Here is a 20,954-nt window from a genome sequence, read left to right on the forward strand (position 1 = left end):
CCCGCGTCCCCCGGGGAGCCGCGCGAGCCACTCCCCGACCGCCTCGGTGATCGTCCGCAGCGCCTCCTCCTGGGTGACGGCCGCCCTCTTAGGCACGGCGAACCCGTGATCGCCGTGGGCCACCTCCACGAGCTCGTACGGGTGCCTCCCACCGGGCGCCGGGAACTCCTCGGGGCGGCCGAACGGGTCCCTGCCGCCCTGGACCACGAGCGCGGGCCGGCCCGCCCCGGTGAGCTCCTCGGCGCGGGACTTCTCGGGCCGGCCCGGCGGGTGCAGCGGGAACGCCAGGGCCAGGACCCCGGCGGCGTCCAGTTCCCCGGCGGTGCGGCAGGCCACGCGGGCCCCGGCGCTGCGCCCGCCCGCGACCACCGGCAGCCCGGGCCGCGTGAGCGCCGGCCACAGCCCGCGCCAGCCCTCGTCCAGCACCCCGGGTGCGGCGGCCACCTTCTTCCCGGCGACCCGCCAGGGCTGTTCGACGAGCGCCACCGTGATCCCGCGGGCGGGCAGGGCCGCGGCCAGGGCCTGGAGGTCCCGGGCCTCGATGCCGCCGCCGGCGCCGTGGCCCACGGCGAGGACGAGCCGGGCCCCGGGGGCGGTGTGCCAGGTGATGCGGGCCTCGCCCGGTGGGGTGTCGACACTCTCGGTACGCGTGGTCATGCCCCCATCGTGCCGCCCCGGGCGGTCAGAACAGGGTGCCCTCCTCCGGCGCGGCCAGCTCGGTCAGCAGTTCCGGCCCGTTGTTGCGCACGCTGCTCACGGCGGTGGACACCGGGTAGGCGCGCATCAGCCCACCCGGCGGCGGTGCGAGCAGCTGCCGCAGGGAGCCCTCGGTGTCGGTGTTCGCGGGGTCCAGCCAGGCGTCCCAGCGGTCGGGGGTGAGCATCAGCGGCATCCTCGGATGGATCTCCGACAGCGAGCGCGGTCCGTCCGCGGGGGCGACCCCCAGCGGCCCGGTCTCGGCCTCGGTGGTGATCACCGAGCAGGTGACCCACCAGGCAAGGGGGTGCTCGTCGGGCAGGGTCCGGTCGCGCCAGAACTCGTATACGCCGGCCATGGCGAACACGGAGCCGTCGCAGGGGAGCACGAAGTAGGGCTGCTTGCGGGCCCGCTTCTTCTTCCCCTCCACCTCCAGCTGCCGCTCGTCGTGGGCGGTGACCCACTCGTAGTACCCGTCGGCGGGGATGATGCAGCGGCGCTGGGCGAACGCGCGGCGGAAGGACGGCTTCTCGTGCAGGGTCTCCGACCGGGCGTTGATCATCCGGGCGGCGCCGTCGGGGTTCTTGGCCCAGGAGGGCACCAGTCCCCATCTCAGGACGCGCAGCTGGCGAACCGGACGCGGGTGCGAAGCGTCCTTCACAGGACGGTCGAGGACGACGTGGACCTCCTTCGTCGGCGCCACGTTGAAGTCGGGGGCCAGGGCCTCCTCCGGCTCCCACTTCTCGATGCCGAAGGCCTCCACGAGGTCCTGCGGTCCACGACTGGCTGCATACCGTCCGCACATGGCTGCCACACTGCCATGTCCACCGCACACCACCGCAAGGAGTCCGCCACCCATGGACAGCAGCACGACGGCCGGCCTGTGGGACCGGCTCACGGGCATACAGACCGCACCGGATCAGTGGCTGGTGATCGCGACCGGCGTGGTCGCGCTGGCCGCCGTGGGGCCCCGCCCGCTGTGGCGGCTGTCGCGCAACGCCATCACCATCGCGCACGAGGGCGGGCACGGCCTGCTGGCGCTGCTCACCGGGCGCCGGCTGAGCGGGATACGCCTGCACTCCGACACCAGCGGGGTCACCGTCAGCCGGGGCAGGCCGACGGGGCTGGGGATGATCCTGACCGCGGCCGGCGGCTACACCGCGCCCTCGCTGCTCGGCCTCGGCGGGGCGGCCCTGCTGTCGGCGCACCGGATCACGCTGCTGCTGTGGGCGGCCACGGCCCTGCTGGTGGCCATGCTCGTGATGATCCGGAACGCGTACGGGGCGCTGACGGTGGTGCTGACCGGCGGAACCTTCCTGCTGGTGTCCTGGCTGAGCCCGGCCGACGTGCAGGCGGTCTTCGCCTACCTCGTCGTGTGGTTCCTGCTGCTGGGCGGGGTCCGGCCGGTCTTCGAGCTGGGCGCCAAGCGGCGGGGCGGCGGGGCCCCCGATTCCGACGCCGACCAGCTGGGCCGTCTCACCCACTTGCACCCGGTGGTGTGGCTGCTCTTCTTCCACGTCGTCGCCCTGTGCTCGCTGGTCGGCGGCGGCCGCTGGCTGCTCGGCCTGTGACCACCCTCCGAGACCGGAAGGCGATCAAGATCCGGGTCCGGAGGAAGCCACTAAAGTGGGGGCCATGACCGAGACCCCCGCCCCTGCCCTCTGGCCCGCTCCGCTCGCCGATGGGACCGTCCACGCCACCGTCACGGTGCCGGGGTCCAAATCGGTCACCAACCGCGCCCTCGTGCTCGCCGCCCTCGCCTCCGAGCCGGGCTGGGTACGCCGCCCGCTGCGCTCGCGCGACTCCCAGCTGATGTCGGACGCGCTGCGCGCGATGGGCGTGGGCATCGAGGAGACCGTGTCCTCCAGCTCCGCCGGCGCCGGCGCGAGCGGCGAGGCCTGGCGGGTCATCCCGGCGGCCCTGCACGGCCCGACGACGGTGGACGTCGGCAACGCCGGAACGGTCATGCGCTTCCTGCCGCCCGTCGCCACCCTCGCCGACGGCGACATCCGCTTCGACGGCGACCCGCGCTCCTACGAGCGCCCGCTCGGGCAGGTCATCACCGCGCTGCGCACGCTCGGCGCCCGTATCGACGACGACGGCCGGGGCGCGCTGCCCATGACCGTCCAGGGCGGCGGGGCCCTGGAGGGCGGCACGGTCGAGATCGACGCCAGCAACTCCTCGCAGTTCGTCTCCGCCCTGCTGCTGTCCGCCCCGCGGTTCAACCAGGGCGTCGAGGTCCGGCACGTGGGCGGCAACCTGCCGTCGATGCCGCACATCCGGATGACCGTGGAGATGCTGCGCGCGGCGGGCGCCCAGGTGGACACCCCCGAGGCCGGCGGCGAGAAGGACGTGTGGCGGGTCTCCCCCGGCGCCCTGCTGGGCCGCGACATGGTCGTGGAGCCGGACCTGTCCAACGCCCAGCCCTTCCTGGCCGCGGCCCTGATCACGGGTGGCACGGTGACCGTTCCCGACTGGCCGCGCCGCACCACGCAGCCCGGTGACGCGCTGCGCCGGATCTTCACGGAGATGGGCGGCTCCTGCGAACTGACGGACGCGGGCCTGGTCTTCACCGGCACCGGCAAGATCCACGGCATCGACGTGGACCTGAGCGAGGTCGGCGAGCTCACCCCGGGCATCGCGGCGGTGGCGGCCCTGGCCGACTCCGAGTCGGTGCTGCGCGGGGTCGCCCACCTGCGGCTGCACGAGACGGACCGGCTGGCCGCGCTGACCAAGGAGATCAACGCGCTCGGCGGCGACGTCACCGAGACCGAGGACGGTCTGCGCATCCGGCCGCGCCGGATGCACGGCGGGGTGTTCCACACCTACGAGGACCACCGGATGGCCACCGCGGGCGCGGTGATCGGCCTGGCCGTGGAGGGCGTGCAGATCGAGAACGTGGCCACGACCGCGAAGACCCTGCCGGACTTCCCCAAGATGTGGACGGACATGCTGGCCGGGGACGCGGGGCCCGAAGCGGGTGCGGGAGCGTAGGGCACGTCATGCGCAGGTACGGCAAGCACACCGACGAGGACGACATCCGCCAGCGCCCCAACCCCAAGGGCAACCGGCCCCGGACGAACATCCGGCCCAAGCACGAGGACGCCTCCGAGGGTTTCGTCCTGACCGTCGACCGGGGCCGGCTGACCTGCCTGGTCGACGGCCGCACGATCACCGCGATGAAGTCCCGGGAGCTCGGCCGCAAGGCCGCGGTCGTCGGCGACCTGGTCTGGATCGTCGGGGACCTGTCCGGCAAGAAGGACACGCTGGCCCGGATCGTGCGGATCGAGGACCGCAAGTCCGTCCTGCGGCGCACCGCGGACGACGACGACCCGTACGAGCGGGTGGTCGTCGCCAACGCCGACCAGTTGGCGATCGTGACCGCCCTGGCCGATCCGGAGCCGCGGCCCCGGATGATCGACCGCTGCCTGGTGGCGGCGTACGACGCCGGCCTGGAGCCGCTGCTGGTGCTGACCAAGTCCGACCTGACCTCCGCGGACAAGATCCTGGAGATCTACTCGACGTTCGGCCTGAAGTATGTGGTCACCAACCGTGAGGAACTGGCCGCCGGCGGCGCGGCCGACCGGGTCCGCGAGCACCTGACCGGCCGGATCACCGCCTTCGTCGGCCACTCCGGCGTCGGGAAGACCACCCTGGTGAACTCGCTGGTCGCCGAGGGCCGCCAGCGCGCCACCGGGCACGTGAACGCGGTCACCGGCCGCGGCCGGCACACGACCACCTCGGCGCTGGCGCTGCCGCTGCCCTCGGGTGACGGCTGGGTCATCGACACCCCGGGCGTGCGGTCCTTCGGCCTGCACCACGTGGACCCGTCCCGGGTGATCCTGGCCTTCCCGGACCTGGTGCCCGGTACGGAGGAGTGCCCGCGCGCGTGCAGCCACGACGAGCAGGACTGCGCGCTCGACAAGTGGGTGGAGGACGGCCACGCGGATCCGGCGCGGCTCTATTCGCTGCGGAGGCTGCTGGCGACGCGCGAGCGCCGCGAGGGGGACTGACCGGGCCCGGCGGGTATGCCGTGTTTGTCGGGGGACCTGCCTGGACAAGTGCATAATCGCACCAGTGACGCGATGTCACATGACGCGGGGAGGCATTCGCCATGGCGTGGCTGCTGGTCGTCGTCGCCGGACTCCTGGAGACCGGTTTCGCGGTCTGCCTCAAGCTCTCCCACGGATTCACCCGGCTCTGGCCGACCGTCGCCTTCGCCTGCTTCGCGCTCGGCAGCTTCGGCCTGCTGACCCTGGCCCTGAAGAAGCTGGACGTGGGTCCGGCCTACGCGGTCTGGACGGGCATCGGCGCGGCCGGTACGGCCATCTACGGCATGGTCTTCCTCGGCGACCTGGTCTCCACTCTCAAACTCGTCTCGATCACGCTGGTCATCCTGGGGGTCATCGGGCTCCAGCTGTCCGGATCGGCGCACTGAGCAGCCCGATCAGCTCCCCCGGCCCCGGCTCCTCCCCCGGCGCGATCACGTAGGAGAGGGCGAGCCGCACCGCCAACTCGCACCGCTGCGGGCCCTCCCCCGGCGTGAGCGCGGCGGCCGCCCGGTCGCGCACCGTCCGGGCGAGCTCGCCCGGCCCGGGGTCGCGTCCGCCCGCCGCGGGCAGGCCCGGTCCCCAACTGCCGGTGAGCAGGGCCCGTACGAGCGGGTGCGCGCGGGCCGCCCGTACGGTCCACTCCGCGACCGCGGCGAGCCGCTCGGGGGCCCGGACCGGGGCGGACAGGACCCGGTCCACCCCTTCGAGGTACCGGTCGGCCTCGCGGCGGACCAGGGCGCGGCCCAGGCCGGCCTTGCCGCCGAACTCGTTGTAGAGGGTCTGCCGCGACACCCCGGCCGCAGCGGCCACGTCGACCATCCGGACGTCCGGCCAGGGGCGCGCCGAGAGCGCCGCTGCCGCCGCGTCCAACAAGGACTCCCGGGCTGCCGGCATCCGCGCCTCCCCGCCTCGCCTCTCCGGCCAGAGTTGACGGGCCGCCAGACCCTGTCAAGGGCGCATCGGCCGCCGAGGGGGCGTGCGGCCGGATCCGCCCGGTCGGGGCGCGGACCTCGTTGGCCGCGGTCGCGGAGTCTCGCTACTGTTCGGGCATGCCCGAGTATGACGATGACCTTCGCCTTGCCCTCGAACTCGCCGACGCGGCGGACGCCGCCACGATGCAGCGGTTCCGCGCCCTCGACCTGAAGGTCGAGACGAAGCCGGACATGACCCCGGTGAGCGAGGCGGACAAGGCCGCGGAGGAGGTCGTCCGGGCCGGCATCACGGCGGCCCGGCCCGACGACGCCATCCTGGGCGAGGAGTACGGGCTCAAGGGCAGCGGCCCGCGCCGCTGGGTCGTGGACCCGATCGACGGTACGAAGAACTACGTCCGCGGGGTCCCCGTCTGGGCGACCCTGATCTCCCTGATGGCCGAGGGAGAGGACGGCGTGTTCCGCCCCGTGGTCGGCGTGGTGTCGGCGCCGGCGCTGGGCCGGCGCTGGTGGGCGGCGCAGGGCTCCGGCGCGTACTCGGGGGGCGCGCTGGGCGAGCCCACCCCGATCGAGGTGTCCCGGGTGGGCGAACTGGGCGACGCCTCGTTCGCGTACTCCTCGCTGACCGGCTGGGAGGAGCAGGGGCGGCTGCCCGGCTTCCTCGACCTCACGCGGGCGTGCTGGCGCACCCGCGGATACGGCGACTTCTGGCCGTACATGATGGTCGCGGAGGGCTCCCTGGACCTGTGCGCCGAGCCGGAACTGAACCTGTGGGACATGGCGGCCGTCGCGGTCGTGGTCCAGGAGGCGGGCGGCCGCTTCACCGGCCTGGACGGGGTCGACGGCGTGCACGGCGGCAACGCGGCGGCGTCGAACGGACTGCTGCACGACGAGATGCTCGACCTGCTCCGCCCGCGCGCCTGACGCGCCCCCGCGCCGGGCGCGCTCCTTTCGCACGCCTCCTTGCTGGCCCTCCCGGTCCGTGGGAGTCTGGGAATCCCCCCGCTTGTGCCTTTGTGAAGCGTTTCACTGAGGCGACTTCGCCCTGTGCACCCACCGGAGCGGGGGGAATCACCCCAGGAGGTGGCTCTCTTCATGCTCGTCCGTGACGCAATGAGCACCGTGATCCTCACCCTCGGACCCGCACACACCCTCCGGCAGGCGGCCTGCCTGATGTCCGGCCGGCGCATCGGCGCGGCCGTCGTCCTCGACCCCGACCACAGCGGAATCGGCATCCTGACCGAGCGCGACATCCTCAACTCGATCGGCGCGGGCCACGATCCCGACCGCGAGTCGGTGGCCGCGCACACCACCAACAACGTCGTGTTCTGCACCCCCGACGCCACATTGCAGGAAGCCGCCGAGGCGATGGCCCACGGCGGATTCCGGCACCTGATCGTGCTGGAGCACGGCGGACCGGTGGGCATCGTGTCCGTGCGCGACGTCATCCGCTGCTGGGTCCCGGCGCGGCGCGCGGTCTCCGCGTGAGACGACGCCGGGCCGCAGTCCTCCGAAGAGGTCTGCGGCCCGGCGTCCTGCTACGGCAAGCGGTCCCGATCAGGCGCGGAGGGCCTGGACCGCGGCTTCGAGGCGCTTGCCGAAGTCGCCGTCCGCCTGGCGGAAGTTGTCGATCGCCCGCTCGACGATGTCGTCGCGGGAGACCTTGGCGATGAAGCCGGAGAGGTTCTCGATCAGTCGGGCCTTCTCGTCCTCGGAGTAGAGGCGGTAGAGGTTGCCTGCCTGGACGAAGTCGTTGTCCTCGCTGTGCACGGGTGCGGCGTGGTTGCCCGTGCCGCCGGTGACCGCGACCGGCTGCCACAGCGGGCGGCCGGTCTCGTGCGGACCGCCGAAGCTGTTCGGCTCGTAGTTCTTCGCGCCCTTGTGCCGGCCGTCGTACAGGTGGCCGTCACGGGAGTTGGTGCGCGCCTCGGTGGCGTGCGGACGGTTCACCGGCAGGTGGTCGGCGTTGATGCCGACGCGGTAGCGGTGGGCGTCGCCGTAGCCGAAGAGACGGCCCTGGAGCATCTTGTCCGGGGACGGACCGATGCCGGGGACGAAGTGCGCCGGGCTGAAGATGGACTGCTCGACCTCGGCGAAGACGTTCTCCGGGTTGCGGTTGAGCTCCAGCTTGCCGATCTCGATCGGCGGGTAGTCCGCGTGCGGCCACACCTTGGTGAGGTCGAACGGGTTGAAGCGGTAGGTCGCGGCGTCGGCCGCCGGCATGATCTGGACCTGCACGGTCCAGGTCGGGAAGTCGCCGCGCTCGATGGACTCGCGCAGGTCGCGCTGGTGGGAGTCCGGGTCCTCGCCGGCCAGCCGGTTGGCCTCGGCCTGGGTGAGGTTCTTGATGCCCTGGTCGGTCTTGAAGTGGTACTTGACCCAGAAGACCTCGCCGGCCTCGTTGTTCCACTGGAAGGTGTGCGAGCCGTAGCCGTTCATGTGGCGGTAGGACGCCGGGATGCCGCGGTCACCGAACAGCCAGGTCACCTGGTGGGTGGACTCGGGCGACAGGCCCCAGAAGTCCCAGACGTTGTCCGCCTCCTGCGAGCCCGTGTACGGGTCGCGCTTCTGGGTGTGGATGAAGTCGGGGAACTTGATGGCGTCCTTGATGAAGAACACCGGGGTGTTGTTGCCGACGAGGTCGTAGTTGCCCTCTTCGGTGTAGAACTTCAGCGCCCAGCCCCGGGGGTCGCGCACGGCGTCCGCGCTGCCCAGGTTGCCCGCCACGGTGGAGAAGCGCAGGAAGGTCTCGGTCTGCTTGCCGACTTCGGACAGGAACGCGGCGCGCGTCCACTGCGAGACGTCGCGGGTCAGCGTGAAGGTGCCGTACGCGCCGGCGCCGCGGGCGTGCACCACGCGCTCCGGGATGCGCTCGCGGTTGAAGTGCGCGAGCTTCTCCAGCAGGAGCTGGTCCTGGACCAGAACGGGGCCGCCGATACCGGCCGTCTCGCTGTTCTGGTTGTCGGCGACCGGCGCTCCGGCCTCCGTGGTGAGCGGTCCCTGCGTCACGTGCGCCTCCTGCGTCATTGCTGCTGTCCTGTCCTTGGCGTTCGCCGTACTCGATCCTACGATGGACTTTGTCCAAGTCAAGTAAGGATCCAATTCCGAACTGGTTCGGGAGTTACACCGAGTCCCCTCGCTGTTAGGCTGATGTCCATGAGTGACCTGCTGGAACGACTTCGCGGGCGCGGCTGGCGCATGACGGCACAGCGGCGCGTCGTGGCCGAGGTGCTCGACGGTGACCACGTGCACCTGACGGCCGACGAGGTGCACGCGCGCGCTGTGGCCAAGCTGCCCGAGATCTCCCGCGCGACCGTCTACAACACGCTGGGCGAGCTCGTCTCCCTCGGCGAGGTGCTGGAAGTCGCCACGGACCGGCGCGCCAAGCGGTACGACCCGAACGCCCACCGGCCGCACCAGCACCTGGTCTGCGCCCGGTGCGGCGCCATCCGCGACGTCCACCCGGCGGGCAACCCGCTGGCCGACCTGCCGGACTCCGAGCGCTTCGGCTTCGTCGTGTCGGCGGTCGAGGTCACCTACCGCGGTGTCTGCCCGAACTGCGCCGGCGCCTGACCTTCGGACACACGAAGGCCCGGACCCCGAGAAACCGCCGAGGGGTCCGGGCCTTTTCGCGCACCGGAGCGCTTCACCGGTGAAAACGGGCCCGGAAACGCCTCAGGGCCCGGATCCATTGGATCCGGGCCCTGAGGCTTCAGTAGCGGGGACAGGATTTGAACCTGCGACCTCTGGGTTATGAGCCCAGCGAGCTACCGAGCTGCTCCACCCCGCGTCGGTAAACCCAACGTTACGTGAACGCCCCCGGCAGATGCAAATCGGTTAACCGTGGGCCGCTCACGCCCAACCGGGGGCCGCTCACGCCGAGAGTTCCTCCGCCAGCGCCTCCCGCAGCCGGGCCGCACGCTCCGAGACCTCGGCGGGCCCCAGCTCCATGGCCCGGGCACACCACTTCTGACCCTCCGCGAGATCGCCGTGGCGGGCCGCCAGCAGACCCAGCCGCAGGGCGGCGCGACCGTGGCCGGCCACCGCCGCGCGGGTCCACCACAGGGCGGCTTCCGGCTCGCTCCCCTCGCGGGCCAGGAGCAGCCCCAGGTTGAACGCGCCGTTGCGGGACCCCGCCTCGGCCGCCTCCCGGTACCAGCGGGCCGCCGCCTCCATGTCGCCGCGGGCGGCCGCCAGCATGCCGACGCGCACCTGGGCCCGGCGGTGCCCCAGCTCCGCGGCCCGCTCGTACCACTCCTCGCTCTCGGTGCGCGGGGCGCTGCCGACCGGCTCCCCCAGCGCCGGCGGCTCCGGCGGCGGAGCCAGCGACTCCAGCAGCGCGGCCAGGCGGAACGCCGCCTCGGCGCTGCCGCCGCCCGCCGCGCACCGCAGGTGCCGCTCGGCGGCCCGCTCCTCCCCGTCCCGCACCAGCGCGATGCCGACCTGGAGGGCGGCGTCGGTGTGGCCGGCCGAGGCGGCCCGCTCGTACCACTTCAGCGCCGTGCGGTCCTCGTCGCGGCTGGCGAAGAGGATGCCGAGGTTGAAGGCGGCGTCGACGCTGCCCGCCTCGGCGGCCTTCGAGAACCACGGTTCGGCGCCTGCCGCGTCGCCGACCTGGAGCAGCATGATGGCCAGCGCGTTGGCCGCCTCGCGGTGGCCGGCGTAGGCGGCGCGCCGGTACCACTGCTCGGCCTGCGCGGTGCGGTCCTGTGCGGCGCAGAGCAAAGCAAGGTTGTACGCCCCGTTTTGATCTCCGGCGTCCATGGCGGTCCGGTACCAGCGCTCCGCGGTCTGGGTCTCACCGCGCGCGGCGTGCAGGGCGCCCAGGGCGTTCGCGGCGTTGCCGTCGCCGTCCTTCGCCGCCCGGTGCCACCACGCGGCCGCGCTCTCCTCGTCGCCGGCGTCGCGCAGCAGGAAGCCGAGCGCGCACGCGGCCCGTGCCTCGCCCTGCTTGGCGGAGGTCAGGTACCAGCGCCCGGCCTCCTTGAGCTCCCCGCGCGCCTCCAGCAGGGCGCCCAGGTGCAGCGCCGCCCGCCGGTGCCCGCGGGCGGCCGCCTGGCGGTACCACTGCTCGGCCTCGGCGGGGTCGCCCTTGCGCAGGTGCCGCGCCAGCCGGTAGGCGGCCTCGCGGTGCCCCTGCTCGGCGGCAGCGCGGAACCACCGCTCCACGCCCTTGTCGCCGCGGTGCTCCAGCAGGTCGGCCAGCCCGTACGCACCCAGTGCGTGGCCGGATTCCGCCGCCTGGCGCAGCCAGTACTCGGCGGCCGGCTCGTCCCCGCGCTCGCGGAAGTGGCGGCCCAGGGCGTGCGCGGCGGGCGCGGAGCCGGCGACGGCGGCGACCCGCCACCAGCCGGCGGCCTCGTCGGGGTAGCCCCGCTGGAGCAGGAGGACGCCCAGGTTGTTGGCGGCGGCGCGGTCCCCCTCGGCGGTGGCCCCGCGCAGGTACGGCTCGGCGCCGTCCAGGTCCCCGCGGCGCAGCAGCAGCGCGCCGAGCACGCTCATGGCACCGGGGTCGCCCTTGTCGGCGGCCACCCGGTGCCGGGCCTCCAGCTCGGCGTCGCTGGCCGCGTCGGTCTCGGCGAACATCTCCTGCGCGAAATCCGCATCGGTCAGCGCGGTCTGCGTGTCGGCAACGGGTGCCGAATCGTTGGCTCCTGTGCCCGCTTCGGCCTGCGCCCTCACAAACCGCCCTGTCTCCAGCAGAGTTGACCTGTCCCCCATAAATCCCATCGTCGCATCACCTGCTACCCGCGTACACCTGGTATGTCGCAGTCAGTGAGGTCACTACAGCGTTTTGTCGACATGCCCACAGTGAGGTAAGTCAAACACGCTCCTGCCCCAACTCACCCACCTCAGCTACCGCGTGTCCCGTCCGGACATGACGAAGGCCCGGATCCCATGGATCCGGGCCTTCGTCTTCAGTAGCGGGGACAGGATTTGAACCTGCGACCTCTGGGTTATGAGCCCAGCGAGCTACCGAGCTGCTCCACCCCGCGTCGGTGAAACCACAGTATCACGACGCGGGACGGAGCTTTCACGCTTTGATCATCAGCCGCCCGAGGGAGGGGGTGTGGCCTTCGCCTCCGCCTCGATCGCCCGCTTCAGCGCGGCCTTGATGTCGTCCTGGGCCTTGCCGAACGCCGCCCAGTCACCGGCCTGCCTGGCCTTCTCGGCCTCGTCGATCGCCTTCTGGGCGTCGGCGAGGGCCGCCTTGACCGTCGGGTCCACGTTGGTCGGGGGCGTGACGGTGCCCTCACCCGGCGGCTGGGCCGGCGGCACCGGCGTGGTCGGGGCCTCGGCTCCGAAGACCACGTTCAGCGCCTTCTCCAGGGTGTCCTCGAAGGCGGTCTGGTTTCCGTAGGTCACCAGCACCTTGCGCAGCAGCGGGTACTTGAGGCCGGAGCTGCGTACGTAGACCGGCTCGACGTAGAGCATCCCGCCGTCGAGCGGCACCGCGAGCAGGTTGCCGTACTCGATCTCCGAGTCGCCACCGCGCAGCAGGCGGATGGACTCGGCGATCTTCGGTTCGGACTGGAACTTGCTCTGCACCTGGCCGGGGCCCTCCGGCGGCTTGCTGGTGGGCATCTTCAGGATGCGGATCTTGCCGTAGTCCGCGGTGCCCGGGTCGGCGTTGACCGCCATGAAGGCGCTCAGGTTGGGCCGCTCGTTCGGCGTGAACGTCGTGGTGAGCGAGAAGACCTGGTCCTTCTCCTTCTGCTCCGGCATCTTCATCGACAGGTAGTACGGCGGAACCGCCGTGCCAGCCTTGGTCGTCGGGTCGTCCGGGACGGCCCAGGCCTCACTGCCGCTGAGGAAGGTCTGCGGGTCGGTGACGTGGTACCGGGTCAGCAGCTCGCGCTGGACCTTGAAGAGGTCCTGCGGGTAGCGGAGGTGGTCCATGAGCGGCTTGTCGATCTCGCTCTTGGGCTTCACCGTGCCCGGGAACGCCTTCATCCAGGTCTTCAGGACCGGGTCCTGGGTGTCCCACTGGTACAGGTCGACCGAGCCGTCGTAGGCGTCGACGGTGGCCTTCACCGAGTTGCGGATGTAGTTGACCTGGTTCTCCTGGGCGACCACCGCGCGCTGGCTGTTGGTCAGCGAGTCCGCGGTGCTCTGGCCCAGCGTGGTGCGCGAGGCGTACGGGTAGCCGTTGGTGGTCGTGTAGGCGTCGACTATCCACTTGATCCGGCCGTCGATCACGGCCGGGTAGGGCGCGCCGTCGATGGTCAGCCACGGGGCGACGGCCTCGACGCGCTGCTTGGGCGTGCGGTGGTAGAGGATCCGCGAGCCCTCGCCGATGGCGCCCGAGTAGAGGATCTGCGGCTCGCTGAAGGTCAGCGCGTAGGCGGCCCGGTTGACCGGGTTGTCGAGGTTGACGCCGGAGTCGCCCTGGTAGCTGGTCTCCTTCTCGCCCTTGTCGTCGGAGTAGTCGAGCTCCTTCTGCGGACCGCCGACGATCGAGTACTGCTTGGTCTGCTCGCCGTAGTAGATCCGCTGCTCGAAGTCCGTGCCGAAGATCCCCTTGGAGGGCAGGTCGGACTGCGTGAAGTCGGGGGCGCCGTCCTTCACGGTGGTGCCCTTGGCCGCGACCACGCCGTAGCCGTGCGTGTACTTGAAGTGGTCGTTGATCCAGTTGTTCTTCGGGATGCCGCCGATGTTCAGCTCACGCAGGCCGATGACCGTGTCCTGCCCGCTGTACCGGTCGACGGCGAGCGTGGACGGGAAGGCGTAGTAGCCCTTGACCTGCTGGAGCTGCTGGAAGGCCGGCGAGACGATGTTCGGGTCGAGCAGGCGCAGGCTGGCCGTGGTGTCGGCAGCCGACCGCAGCTTGGTGCGGTCCTCGGTCTGCGGGACGCCCGGGTAGTCCTTGACCTCGGCCCCGGCGATCCCGTAGGCGTCGCGCGTCGCCTTGATGTTCTTCTGGACGTACGGGGATTCCTTGGCCTGCTCGTTCGGCTGGACCTGGAACTTCTGCACGATCGCCGGGTAGAGCCCGCCGATCAGGATCGCCGAGAGCACCATCAGGCCGAAGCCGATGACCGGCAGCTGCCAGGTGCGGCGCCACAGCGTCGCGAAGAACAGCACGGCGCAGATCGCGGCGATGGCCACGAGGATCGTCTTCGCCGGCAGGTACGCGTTCGCGTCGACGTACCGCAGGCCCGTCCAGTTGTCGGCGGCCTTGAAGTCGCTGGACTTCACGGCGAGCCCGTACCGGTCGAGCCAGTACGCCACCGCCTTGAGCGTGACGAAGAGGCCGAGCAGCACCGACAGGTGCCCGGTCGCGGCCGCGGTGGCCCGGGCGCCCGGGCTCGTCACGCGCAGTCCGCCGTAGAGGTAGTGCACGACGGTCGCGGCGATCACCGACAGGACGACCGCGGCGAAGCCGAAGCCCAGCAGGAAGCGGTACCAGGGCAGGTCGAAGGTGTAGAAGGACACGTCCATGCTGAACTGGGGGTCCTTCGTGCCGAAGGGCACCCCGTTCACGTACATGAGCCAGGTCTTCCACTGGCCGGCCGCCGAGGCTCCGGCGATCAGTCCGACGAGCACCGAGATACCGAGGAGCAGCCACTTCTTGTACGGGGCGATGCTCATCCGGTAGCGGTCGAGGCTCTGCTGCTCCATCGACATCGCGCTGAGCGGCGGCCGCAGCCGGTGCGCCAGCCAGATGTTCAGCCCGACCGCACCCGTCATCAGCAGCCCGAAGACGGCGAAGAGGCCGATCTTGGTCCACAGCGTGGTGGTGAAGACGGTCGAGTACTTCACGGAGCGGAACCAGAGCCAGTCCGTCCAGAAGCCGGCGAACATGATGAAGAGCATTCCCAGGACGGCCAGCACGCCCAAGGTCATGAGGAGAGTGCGAGCACGCCGGGAGGGGCGTCCGACTCTCATCCGTGGCCCGGAAGGGCCTCCGCCGCGGTCCGGCATCTGGAAAGCCAAGGTGCGCACCTCGAAAGTCGCTGAGTACTGGTATGGAACGGACCCCCGATCGTAGAGCCCATTCATGCAACTTACTGAGGCTGCGGTCAGTTCCCGGTATGGGGCGGAAAGGAGGCAGGATGTTGTCCATGTCCAACGTTTCGCCTTCCCCCGGCACCCCCATGGCGGCCAGCCCGCTGACCCGCGCCTGTCTCGAGATCGACGAGTACGCGGCCGGCCTCGGCTGGGACCGGCCCGCGCGGCTGTTCGCGCTGGTCGACACCGCCCGGCTCAAGAAGCAGGAGCCGCGCCTGGCCTCCCAGCTCGGCCTCGACACGGACGACGCCGGCAAGAGCTCCCTGACCCCGATCGAGCAGGACACCGTCCCGTCCGGGACCCCCCTCGACAAGTTCCTGGGCACCATCGCCTGGCCCGACGCCGTCGTCGGATGTGCGCTGACCGTCGAACGCCTGATGCTGCCGCCGTCCGCGGAGGCCTCCGTACCGGAGGGCCTGAGCGACAAGCAGCTGTCGAAGTGGGTCGCCGGGCACCCGGAGCGCCAGGAGGTCCGGATCACCGTGGCCGTGCTGCGCGACGGCTCGCGGGAGTCCGCCGTACGGCTGCGCGAGAAGGACTCCTCGACGGAGGTCCTCACCGGCGGGGGCCTGGTGCCGGGTCTCGCCGAGGCACTGGCCGCGACCTTCGCCTGAGGGGTGTCCGGGCGGGGGGCCGGGGAGGCGGACCGGTCAGGGCTTGGCGCTGCACTGCGGCAGCCCGGCCGTGTCCCCCTTGCGGATCTTCTCCAGCGACTTCGTCGCGTCGTCGATGGTGGAGACCTTCACCAGCGTCAGCCCGTCCGGCGCGTTGGAGGCCGCGGAGGCGCAGTTGTCGGCGGGGGTGAGGAAGTACTCCGCGCCGGCCTTGCGGGCGCCGATGGTCTTCATCTGGATGCCGCCGATGGGGCCGACCTTGCCGGCGTCGTCGATGGTGCCGGTGCCGGCGACGAACTTCCCGCCGGTCAGGTCCTCCGGGGTCAGCTTGTCGACGATGCCCAGGGCGAACATCAGCCCCGCGCTCGGGCCGCCGACGTCGGCGAGCTTGATGTCGATCGTGAACGGGAAGGTGTGGTCGCTGCCGGCCCGGATGCCGACGATGGCGCGGCCGTCGCCCTCCGCCTTGCCGGCGGTGATCGTGACCTTGGAGGTGCCGGTGGGCTCGCGTCCGGCCTTGGCCGCCGCGGCGACGTCGGCGGCGGGAATGATGGTGAATTCGACCGCTTCGCCGGGCTTGTGCTTGGTGACGAGCTTGGCCACGTCCTCGGGGGCGGTGACGGGCGCGCCGTCCACGGCCTTGACCACGTCACCGGCGTGCAGCCGACCCTCGGAGGGGCTGTCCTTGACCACGGAGGCGACGATGACGCGGGCGGTGACCGGGATGCCGAGCTGCTTGAGCGCCGCGACCTTCGCGCTCTGCTGCGACTGGCTGAACTCCTCGGCGTTCTCCTGGGTGGACTCCGCGTCGGTCTTGCCGTTGGGGTAGAGGTTCTCGTGCGGGACGACGATGTTGTCGCCGGCCAGCCACCCGTAGACGGCCTCCACCAGGTTCATCTCGTAGTCGGCACCCGTGACGCGGACCGTCGTCATGTTGAGGTGGCCGCTGGTCGGGTACGTCTTGCGCCCCGAGATGTTGAGGACCGGCTCGCCGTGCGAGTCCCCGAGCGTGTTCACCGTCGGTCCGGGGCTCATCTCGGAGTACGGGACCTTGATGAACACCCCTGCGCAGAGCAGCGCGAACAGCACCAGGGTGGAGGCGAGCATCGTCGCGGTGCGGCGTGGCATGCGTCCGACAGTACGGGACGGCCCCGGCGAGCGGCCCTCGGGGCCGGTCCGTACGGGGTCCGTGCGCGAAACTCTCAGCGGATTCTCACGGGGTGCGCGGTGCGCGGTGCCGGGCGCGGTGCCGGGGGGTGGGGCGGGGCGGTACGCCCCGCGCCGGATCCGGTGTCAGACGGTGTCGGAGGCGGAAGCGGCCTCGGCCTTCGCCCTGACCTGATCGGCACTGCCATGACCCTGGCCGTTGCCCATGGCTTCACGGAACCGTGCGTATCCCGCGAGCTCGGATATGTCGCCTTGCGTGCGGTCTCGTGCCGCCCAGCTGCCCCATATCGCCGCGCCGATCGCGGCGAACAGCGGAATCAGCAACCACGCCAGAGATGCCATGGGCGTGCCTCCCTACCCCGAAGTGCGTTTCGTCGGTGGCTTCAACGCTCGTGCCCGTGGGGGGGTTACGCAAATCGAGGGCGTGTTGCGCGGCCGAACGGGTGTGAGGGTACCGCCCGCCGATCACGCTCCGCGACCGGGGTCGCCCGTCAGGCCGGGCCGGGCCGACGGCGTCAGCAGGCGCCGACCCACTCCTCCGAGCCGTCGGCGAAAGTCTGGTGCTTCCAGATGGGGACCTCGTGCTTGAGGTCGTCGATCAGCATCCGGCAGGCCTCGAAGGCCTCCCCGCGGTGCGGGCAGGAGACCGCGACGACCACGGCCAGGTCGCCGACGGCGAGATCGCCCACGCGGTGCACGGCGGCCAGGGCGCGGACCGGGTACTTGGCCACGACGCGCTCGGCGATCCGGCGCATCTCGGCCTGCGCCGTCGGGTGGCAGGAGTAGCCGAGCGAGTCGACGTCCGCCCCGCCGTCGTGGTTGCGCACCGTGCCGACGAAGAGCGTCGTACCGCCCGTGGCGTCGTCGCCGACGGCCCGGAAGACCTCGTCGATCGAGAGCGGGGTGTCACGGATCTCGAGCAGCCGGACGGGGTCCTGGGCGGCCTGCTCGCCGGGGTGGTCGAAGTGCGGTGCCATACCGTCCATCGTGCCCTAGGCGCTGACAGGGCGAAATAGCTGATTCACCCGGCCCGCGGCACCGGCCTTGGGAGTCTCCTACAGGATCCGGCAGGGTCCCGCACCCGATCCGGCGCCGCGGGATCAGATCCCGCGGCGCTTGCGGGCCAGCCGGACCGCGGCGGCCGCGCCGAGCAGGGCCACCGTCGCGCCCGCCGCACCGGCGGCCGTGGCGGCGTCCCTGCGGCCCAGCCTGCGGCCCGCGACCGTGTGGCGGCCCGCGACCTCCTGGAGGAGCTCGGCGAGGACCTCCTCGTTGGTCCAGCGCGGCCGCCAGCCGGCCGCGTGCAGGCCGCTGACGCTGACCACCCAGGGATGCATCGTGTACGCGAGGTCGCCCGCCGGGGACGGGGTCAGGCCGATGCGGTGCAGGCGGGCCGCGGCGCCCAGGGCGACCGCCGAGGGCAGCTCCATGCGGCGGATGCCGCTCAGCTCCTCGACCTCCTCCTGCTCCAGCCATCCCTCGCAGCCCACGGCCAGCTCGCCCTCGACCTTCTCCAGGGCCGCGTACTCCAGGGCGCTGACCAGGTCCTCCACGTGGCAGAACTGCCACGTGGGGCGGGAACCCGCGACGACGAGCAGGCGCGGGGACTCGAAGTAGCGGGTCAGCGCGGTGTCGGTGCCGCCGACCAGGACCGCGGGGCGGACGACGGTGACGTTGAGCCCGGGGTGGGCGCGGGGCGCCCGGCGGCCGAGGCGCTCGATCTCCAGCAGGTCGCCGACGCCGGTCGCCTCGGCGGTGGCCCGCAGCTCGGAGTCCTCCGACAGCGGGATGTCGTTGTCGGGCAGGGCTCCGTAGACCATCGCGGAGGTGCACAGCACGACCCGGTGCACACCGGCCGCGGCGGCCGCCGTGAGGACGGTCTGGGTCCCGCGCACGTTGTACGCCGTACGGGCCGCCGGGTCCGTCTCCAGGTCGAGGTCCAGGGCGAGGTGGACGACGACGTCGGCGCCGCGCAGCTTTTCGGCGATCGCCGGGTCCCGTACGTCGAGCACGTGCCACTGGGCGGCCGCGCAGTCCCCGCGCCGCTCGTCGATGGCGACGACCTGCTTGACCTCGTCACAGGCGGCGAGGCGGCTCACGAGGGCAGCCCCGACGCCCGAGGCGGCGCCGGTCACGGCGATCACGGGGCTGGGCCGGCGGGGGCCTCCCGGGTTTCGCGGCTGGCGAACGCCGGGGGCGCCGTCGCCGTGCTCGGGGCGGTCGTCGTCCTGCGTAGCGCGGCTGCGCTTATCCGAAACGTGCGGATCTGGGGAACTCACCGGGCGTCTCCAGCGGTTGTCTTCAGTAGGGACGCGCCGTGACGCGTACCCACCAGGTGATGTCCATCCTGCCGCAGCCCAGGAGTCGGCGGAGCACCGAGCCCGGATGCGGGCTCCGGTGTCTACGCTGGGTGGTGTTGTCGGGACCATTGCCCGTCGGCTTGTGCCGACGGCCCTACGAGCCGAGGAAACCCGTGAGCGACACCCCATTCGGATTCGGCCTTCCGCCGGAGGAGCCGGACAACGGCGACGAAGGCAGGAAAAAGGGCAACCAGGGCGGTCAGGGCGGCCCCGCGAATCCCTTCGGGTTCCCCGGCATGGGGCTGCCGGGCGCCGGTGGCACCGGCGGCGCGGACAATCCGTTCGCCGCGATGTTCGGTTCGATGAACCCGAACGACCTCGGTGCGGCCTTCCAGCAGCTCGGTCAGATGCTCAGCTACGAGGGCGGTCCCGTGAACTGGGACATGGCCAAGGACATCGCCCGCCGCACCGTCGCGCAGGGCACGGCGGACGGCGTGAAGGACACCAGCGTCGGCATCGCCGAGAAGTCGGCCGTCGAGGAGGCCGTGCGCCTGGCCGACCACTGGCTGGACGGCGTGACCTCGCTGCCCTCCGGTGCCACCACGGCCGTGGCGTGGAGCCGCGCCGAGTGGGTCGAGGCCACCCTCCCGGTGTGGAAGGAGCTCGTGGACCCGGTCGCCGAGCGCGTCGGTGCGGCCATGGGCAGCGTGCTGCCCGAGGAGATGCAGGCCATGGCGGGCCCGCTGCTGGGCATGATGCGCTCCATGGGCGGGGCCATGTTCGGCCAGCAGATCGGGCAGGCCGTCGGCGTCCTCGCCGGCGAGGTCGTCGGCTCCACCGACATCGGACTGCCCCTGGGCCCGGCGGGCAAGGCCGCGCTGCTCCCGCTGAACATCGAGGGCTTCGGCAAGGACCTGGGCGTCCCCTCGGACGAGGTGCGGCTGTACCTGGCGCTGCGGGAGGCGGCCCACGCCCGGCTCTTCGCGCACGTCCCGTGGCTGCGCTCGCACCTGTTCGGAGCCGTCGAGGGCTACGCCCGCGGCATCAAGGTGGACACCTCGAAGCTGGAGGACGTGGTCGGCCAGCTGGACCCGTCCAACCCGGAGCAGCTGCAGGAGGCTCTGCAGGGCGGCATGTTCCAGCCGCAGGACACCCCCGAGCAGAAGGCCGCCCTGGCCCGCCTGGAGACGGCGCTCGCGCTGGTCGAGGGCTGGGTCGACGCGGTGGTGCACGAGGCCGCCAAGCCGCGGCTGACCTCGGCGGACGCGATGCGCGAGACCATGCGCCGGCGGCGCGCCTCGGGCGGACCGGCGGAGCAGACCTTCGCGACGCTGATCGGCCTGGAGCTGCGGCCGCGGCGGCTGCGCGACGCCTCGCGCCTGTGGGCCTCGCTGACCGACGCGCGCGGTGTCGACGGCCGCGACGGGCTGTGGGAGCACCCGGACATGCTGCCGACCGCCTCCGACCTGGACGACCCGGACGGCTTCGTGCACCGCGAGCAGCTGGACTTCTCCGAGATCGACAAGATGCTCGGCGAAGCCGCCGAGAAGCGCGGCCGGCAGGACGACGGCGAGGGCGAAGAGAGCAAGTGAGCCTCCACGACGACGCGGTCCTGGTCCTGAAGGGCTACGAGGACCAGGCCGAGCTGCGCGACCTCTACCTGGAGCACCTGGCCGCCCACCCGGACGGGGTCTACAAGCCCTGCGAGGCGGGGCACGTCACGGGCAGCGCGCTCGTGATCGACCCGGTGGGCCGGCGGGTGCTGCTGACCCTGCACAGGAAGCTGGGCATGTGGCTGCAGATGGGCGGCCACTGCGAGCCCGGTGACACGACGATGGCGGACGTGGCCCTGCGCGAGGCCCGCGAGGAGTCCGGCATCGAGCACGGGCTGGCCCTGGTGCCCGGCGGACCGGTGCGCCTGGACCGGCATCCCATCCCGGCGCCCTGCAACTGGCACCTGGACGTGCAGTACGCGGCGCTGGCCCCGGCCGGCGCGGTGGCGGGGATCAGCGAGGAGTCCCTGGACGTGCGCTGGTTCCCGTACGAGGAGGTGGCCTCGGTGGCCGACACCTCGGTCGTCCTGCTGCTGGAGGCGACCCTGGCCCGGCTCGACGCCGCGGGCTGAGCCCGCGGGCCGGTCCGGGCATGGCGAAAGGGGCGGTCCCGTACGGGGCCGCCCCTTTC

The 20,954-nt window shown here is 72.0% G+C and carries 20 protein-coding genes and 2 tRNA genes; 10 read left to right on the forward strand and 12 right to left on the reverse strand.

Going from position 1 to position 20,954, the window contains the following annotated elements:
* A partial coding sequence (locus AVW11_RS31515) for an alpha/beta hydrolase family protein (RefSeq protein ID WP_076046748.1) occupies positions 1 to 657 on the reverse strand: 657 nt, incomplete at its 3' end.
* 25 nt (positions 658 to 682) lie between these two features.
* Positions 683 to 1,501 (reverse strand): SOS response-associated peptidase, encoded by an 819-nt coding sequence (locus AVW11_RS31520; RefSeq protein WP_076046750.1) that lies wholly within the window; start codon positions 1,499 to 1,501, stop codon positions 683 to 685.
* A gap of 52 nt (positions 1,502 to 1,553) precedes the next feature.
* On the opposite strand from AVW11_RS31520, the gene AVW11_RS31525 reads away from it, so the two are divergent.
* The 4 genes from AVW11_RS31525 (at position 1,554) to AVW11_RS31540 (ending at position 5,134) form a co-directional block, all read left to right on the forward strand.
* Positions 1,554 to 2,267, forward strand: coding sequence for a M50 family metallopeptidase (locus AVW11_RS31525; RefSeq protein WP_030849990.1), 714 nt, complete (start codon positions 1,554 to 1,556; stop codon positions 2,265 to 2,267).
* A 64-nt stretch (positions 2,268 to 2,331) separates the two neighbouring features.
* Positions 2,332 to 3,690, forward strand: a complete 1,359-nt coding sequence (gene aroA / locus AVW11_RS31530) for a 3-phosphoshikimate 1-carboxyvinyltransferase (RefSeq protein WP_030849993.1) — start codon at positions 2,332 to 2,334, stop codon at positions 3,688 to 3,690.
* A gap of 8 nt (positions 3,691 to 3,698) precedes the next feature.
* Complete coding sequence (rsgA, locus tag AVW11_RS31535; protein WP_030849996.1) at positions 3,699 to 4,709, forward strand: ribosome small subunit-dependent GTPase A; 1,011 nt, start codon at positions 3,699 to 3,701, stop codon at positions 4,707 to 4,709.
* 101 nt (positions 4,710 to 4,810) lie between these two features.
* On the forward strand, positions 4,811 to 5,134 hold the full coding sequence (locus tag AVW11_RS31540) for a DMT family transporter (RefSeq protein ID WP_030658800.1): 324 nt from the start codon (positions 4,811 to 4,813) through the stop codon (positions 5,132 to 5,134).
* Here the strand turns inward: AVW11_RS31540 and AVW11_RS31545 are convergent.
* Positions 5,100 to 5,642, reverse strand: coding sequence for a TetR/AcrR family transcriptional regulator (locus tag AVW11_RS31545; RefSeq protein WP_030849998.1), 543 nt, complete (start codon positions 5,640 to 5,642; stop codon positions 5,100 to 5,102). The genes AVW11_RS31540 and AVW11_RS31545 overlap by 35 nt on opposite strands.
* 155 nt (positions 5,643 to 5,797) lie before the next feature.
* Here AVW11_RS31545 and hisN point away from each other — a divergent pair, with 155 nt between their 5' ends.
* Positions 5,798 to 6,601, forward strand: coding sequence for a histidinol-phosphatase (gene hisN, locus AVW11_RS31550; protein WP_030850001.1), 804 nt, complete (start codon positions 5,798 to 5,800; stop codon positions 6,599 to 6,601).
* Between the two features lie 171 nt (positions 6,602 to 6,772).
* Entirely contained in the window at positions 6,773 to 7,165 is a 393-nt protein-coding gene (locus AVW11_RS31555; RefSeq protein WP_030850004.1) for a CBS domain-containing protein, read from the forward strand.
* Positions 7,166 to 7,234: 69 nt separating this feature from the next.
* On the opposite strand, the gene AVW11_RS31560 is transcribed toward AVW11_RS31555, so the two are convergent.
* Complete coding sequence (locus AVW11_RS31560) at positions 7,235 to 8,704, reverse strand: catalase (protein WP_030850008.1); 1,470 nt, start codon at positions 8,702 to 8,704, stop codon at positions 7,235 to 7,237.
* A 129-nt stretch (positions 8,705 to 8,833) separates the two neighbouring features.
* Here AVW11_RS31560 and AVW11_RS31565 point away from each other — a divergent pair, with 129 nt between their 5' ends.
* The gene (locus AVW11_RS31565; RefSeq protein WP_030658790.1) at positions 8,834 to 9,250 is read left to right on the forward strand and encodes a Fur family transcriptional regulator; all 417 of its coding nucleotides are present in this window, start codon (positions 8,834 to 8,836) and stop codon (positions 9,248 to 9,250) included.
* Between the two features lie 143 nt (positions 9,251 to 9,393).
* On the opposite strand, the gene AVW11_RS31570 is transcribed toward AVW11_RS31565, so the two are convergent.
* From AVW11_RS31570 to AVW11_RS31585, 4 genes are all read right to left on the reverse strand, one after another.
* Positions 9,394 to 9,467: transfer RNA gene (locus AVW11_RS31570), tRNA-Met, on the reverse strand.
* Positions 9,468 to 9,550: 83 nt separating this feature from the next.
* Positions 9,551 to 11,407 (reverse strand): tetratricopeptide repeat protein, encoded by a 1,857-nt coding sequence (locus AVW11_RS31575; RefSeq protein WP_107052335.1) that lies wholly within the window; start codon positions 11,405 to 11,407, stop codon positions 9,551 to 9,553.
* 192 nt (positions 11,408 to 11,599) lie between these two features.
* Positions 11,600 to 11,673 (reverse strand) — tRNA-Met (locus tag AVW11_RS31580).
* 52 nt (positions 11,674 to 11,725) lie between these two features.
* Entirely contained in the window at positions 11,726 to 14,602 is a 2,877-nt protein-coding gene (locus tag AVW11_RS31585) for a UPF0182 family membrane protein (RefSeq protein ID WP_060176730.1), read from the reverse strand.
* Between the two features lie 131 nt (positions 14,603 to 14,733).
* Between AVW11_RS31585 and AVW11_RS31590 the strand changes: the two genes are divergently transcribed.
* Complete coding sequence (locus tag AVW11_RS31590) at positions 14,734 to 15,303, forward strand: PPA1309 family protein (protein ID WP_030850018.1); 570 nt, start codon at positions 14,734 to 14,736, stop codon at positions 15,301 to 15,303.
* Positions 15,304 to 15,339: 36 nt separating this feature from the next.
* On the opposite strand, the gene AVW11_RS31595 is transcribed toward AVW11_RS31590, so the two are convergent.
* The 4 genes from AVW11_RS31595 to AVW11_RS31610 form a co-directional block, all read right to left on the reverse strand.
* Positions 15,340 to 16,431, reverse strand: a complete 1,092-nt coding sequence (locus AVW11_RS31595) for a YlbL family protein (RefSeq protein WP_030850021.1) — start codon at positions 16,429 to 16,431, stop codon at positions 15,340 to 15,342.
* 165 nt (positions 16,432 to 16,596) lie between these two features.
* On the reverse strand, positions 16,597 to 16,812 hold the full coding sequence (locus AVW11_RS31600; protein WP_037833721.1) for a hypothetical protein: 216 nt from the start codon (positions 16,810 to 16,812) through the stop codon (positions 16,597 to 16,599).
* Between the two features lie 173 nt (positions 16,813 to 16,985).
* Positions 16,986 to 17,447, reverse strand: a complete 462-nt coding sequence (locus AVW11_RS31605; protein ID WP_030850024.1) for a molybdenum cofactor biosynthesis protein MoaE — start codon at positions 17,445 to 17,447, stop codon at positions 16,986 to 16,988.
* Between the two features lie 123 nt (positions 17,448 to 17,570).
* Positions 17,571 to 18,749: an SDR family oxidoreductase gene (locus tag AVW11_RS31610; RefSeq protein ID WP_030850026.1), complete on the reverse strand. Its 1,179-nt coding sequence runs from the start codon at positions 18,747 to 18,749 to the stop codon at positions 17,571 to 17,573.
* A 194-nt stretch (positions 18,750 to 18,943) separates the two neighbouring features.
* Here AVW11_RS31610 and AVW11_RS31615 point away from each other — a divergent pair, with 194 nt between their 5' ends.
* Both AVW11_RS31615 and AVW11_RS31620 read left to right on the forward strand, forming a co-directional pair.
* A complete protein-coding gene (locus AVW11_RS31615; protein WP_060176729.1) occupies positions 18,944 to 20,362 on the forward strand; it encodes a zinc-dependent metalloprotease in 1,419 nt (472 codons plus the stop codon).
* A complete protein-coding gene (locus AVW11_RS31620; protein WP_030850030.1) occupies positions 20,359 to 20,895 on the forward strand; it encodes an NUDIX hydrolase in 537 nt (178 codons plus the stop codon). The genes AVW11_RS31615 and AVW11_RS31620 overlap by 4 nt, the downstream gene beginning before the upstream one ends.
* Positions 20,896 to 20,954: the final 59 nt, after the last annotated feature.

The organism is Streptomyces amritsarensis (genome assembly GCF_001953875.1).
GTDB lineage: Bacteria > Actinomycetota > Actinomycetes > Streptomycetales > Streptomycetaceae > Streptomyces > Streptomyces amritsarensis.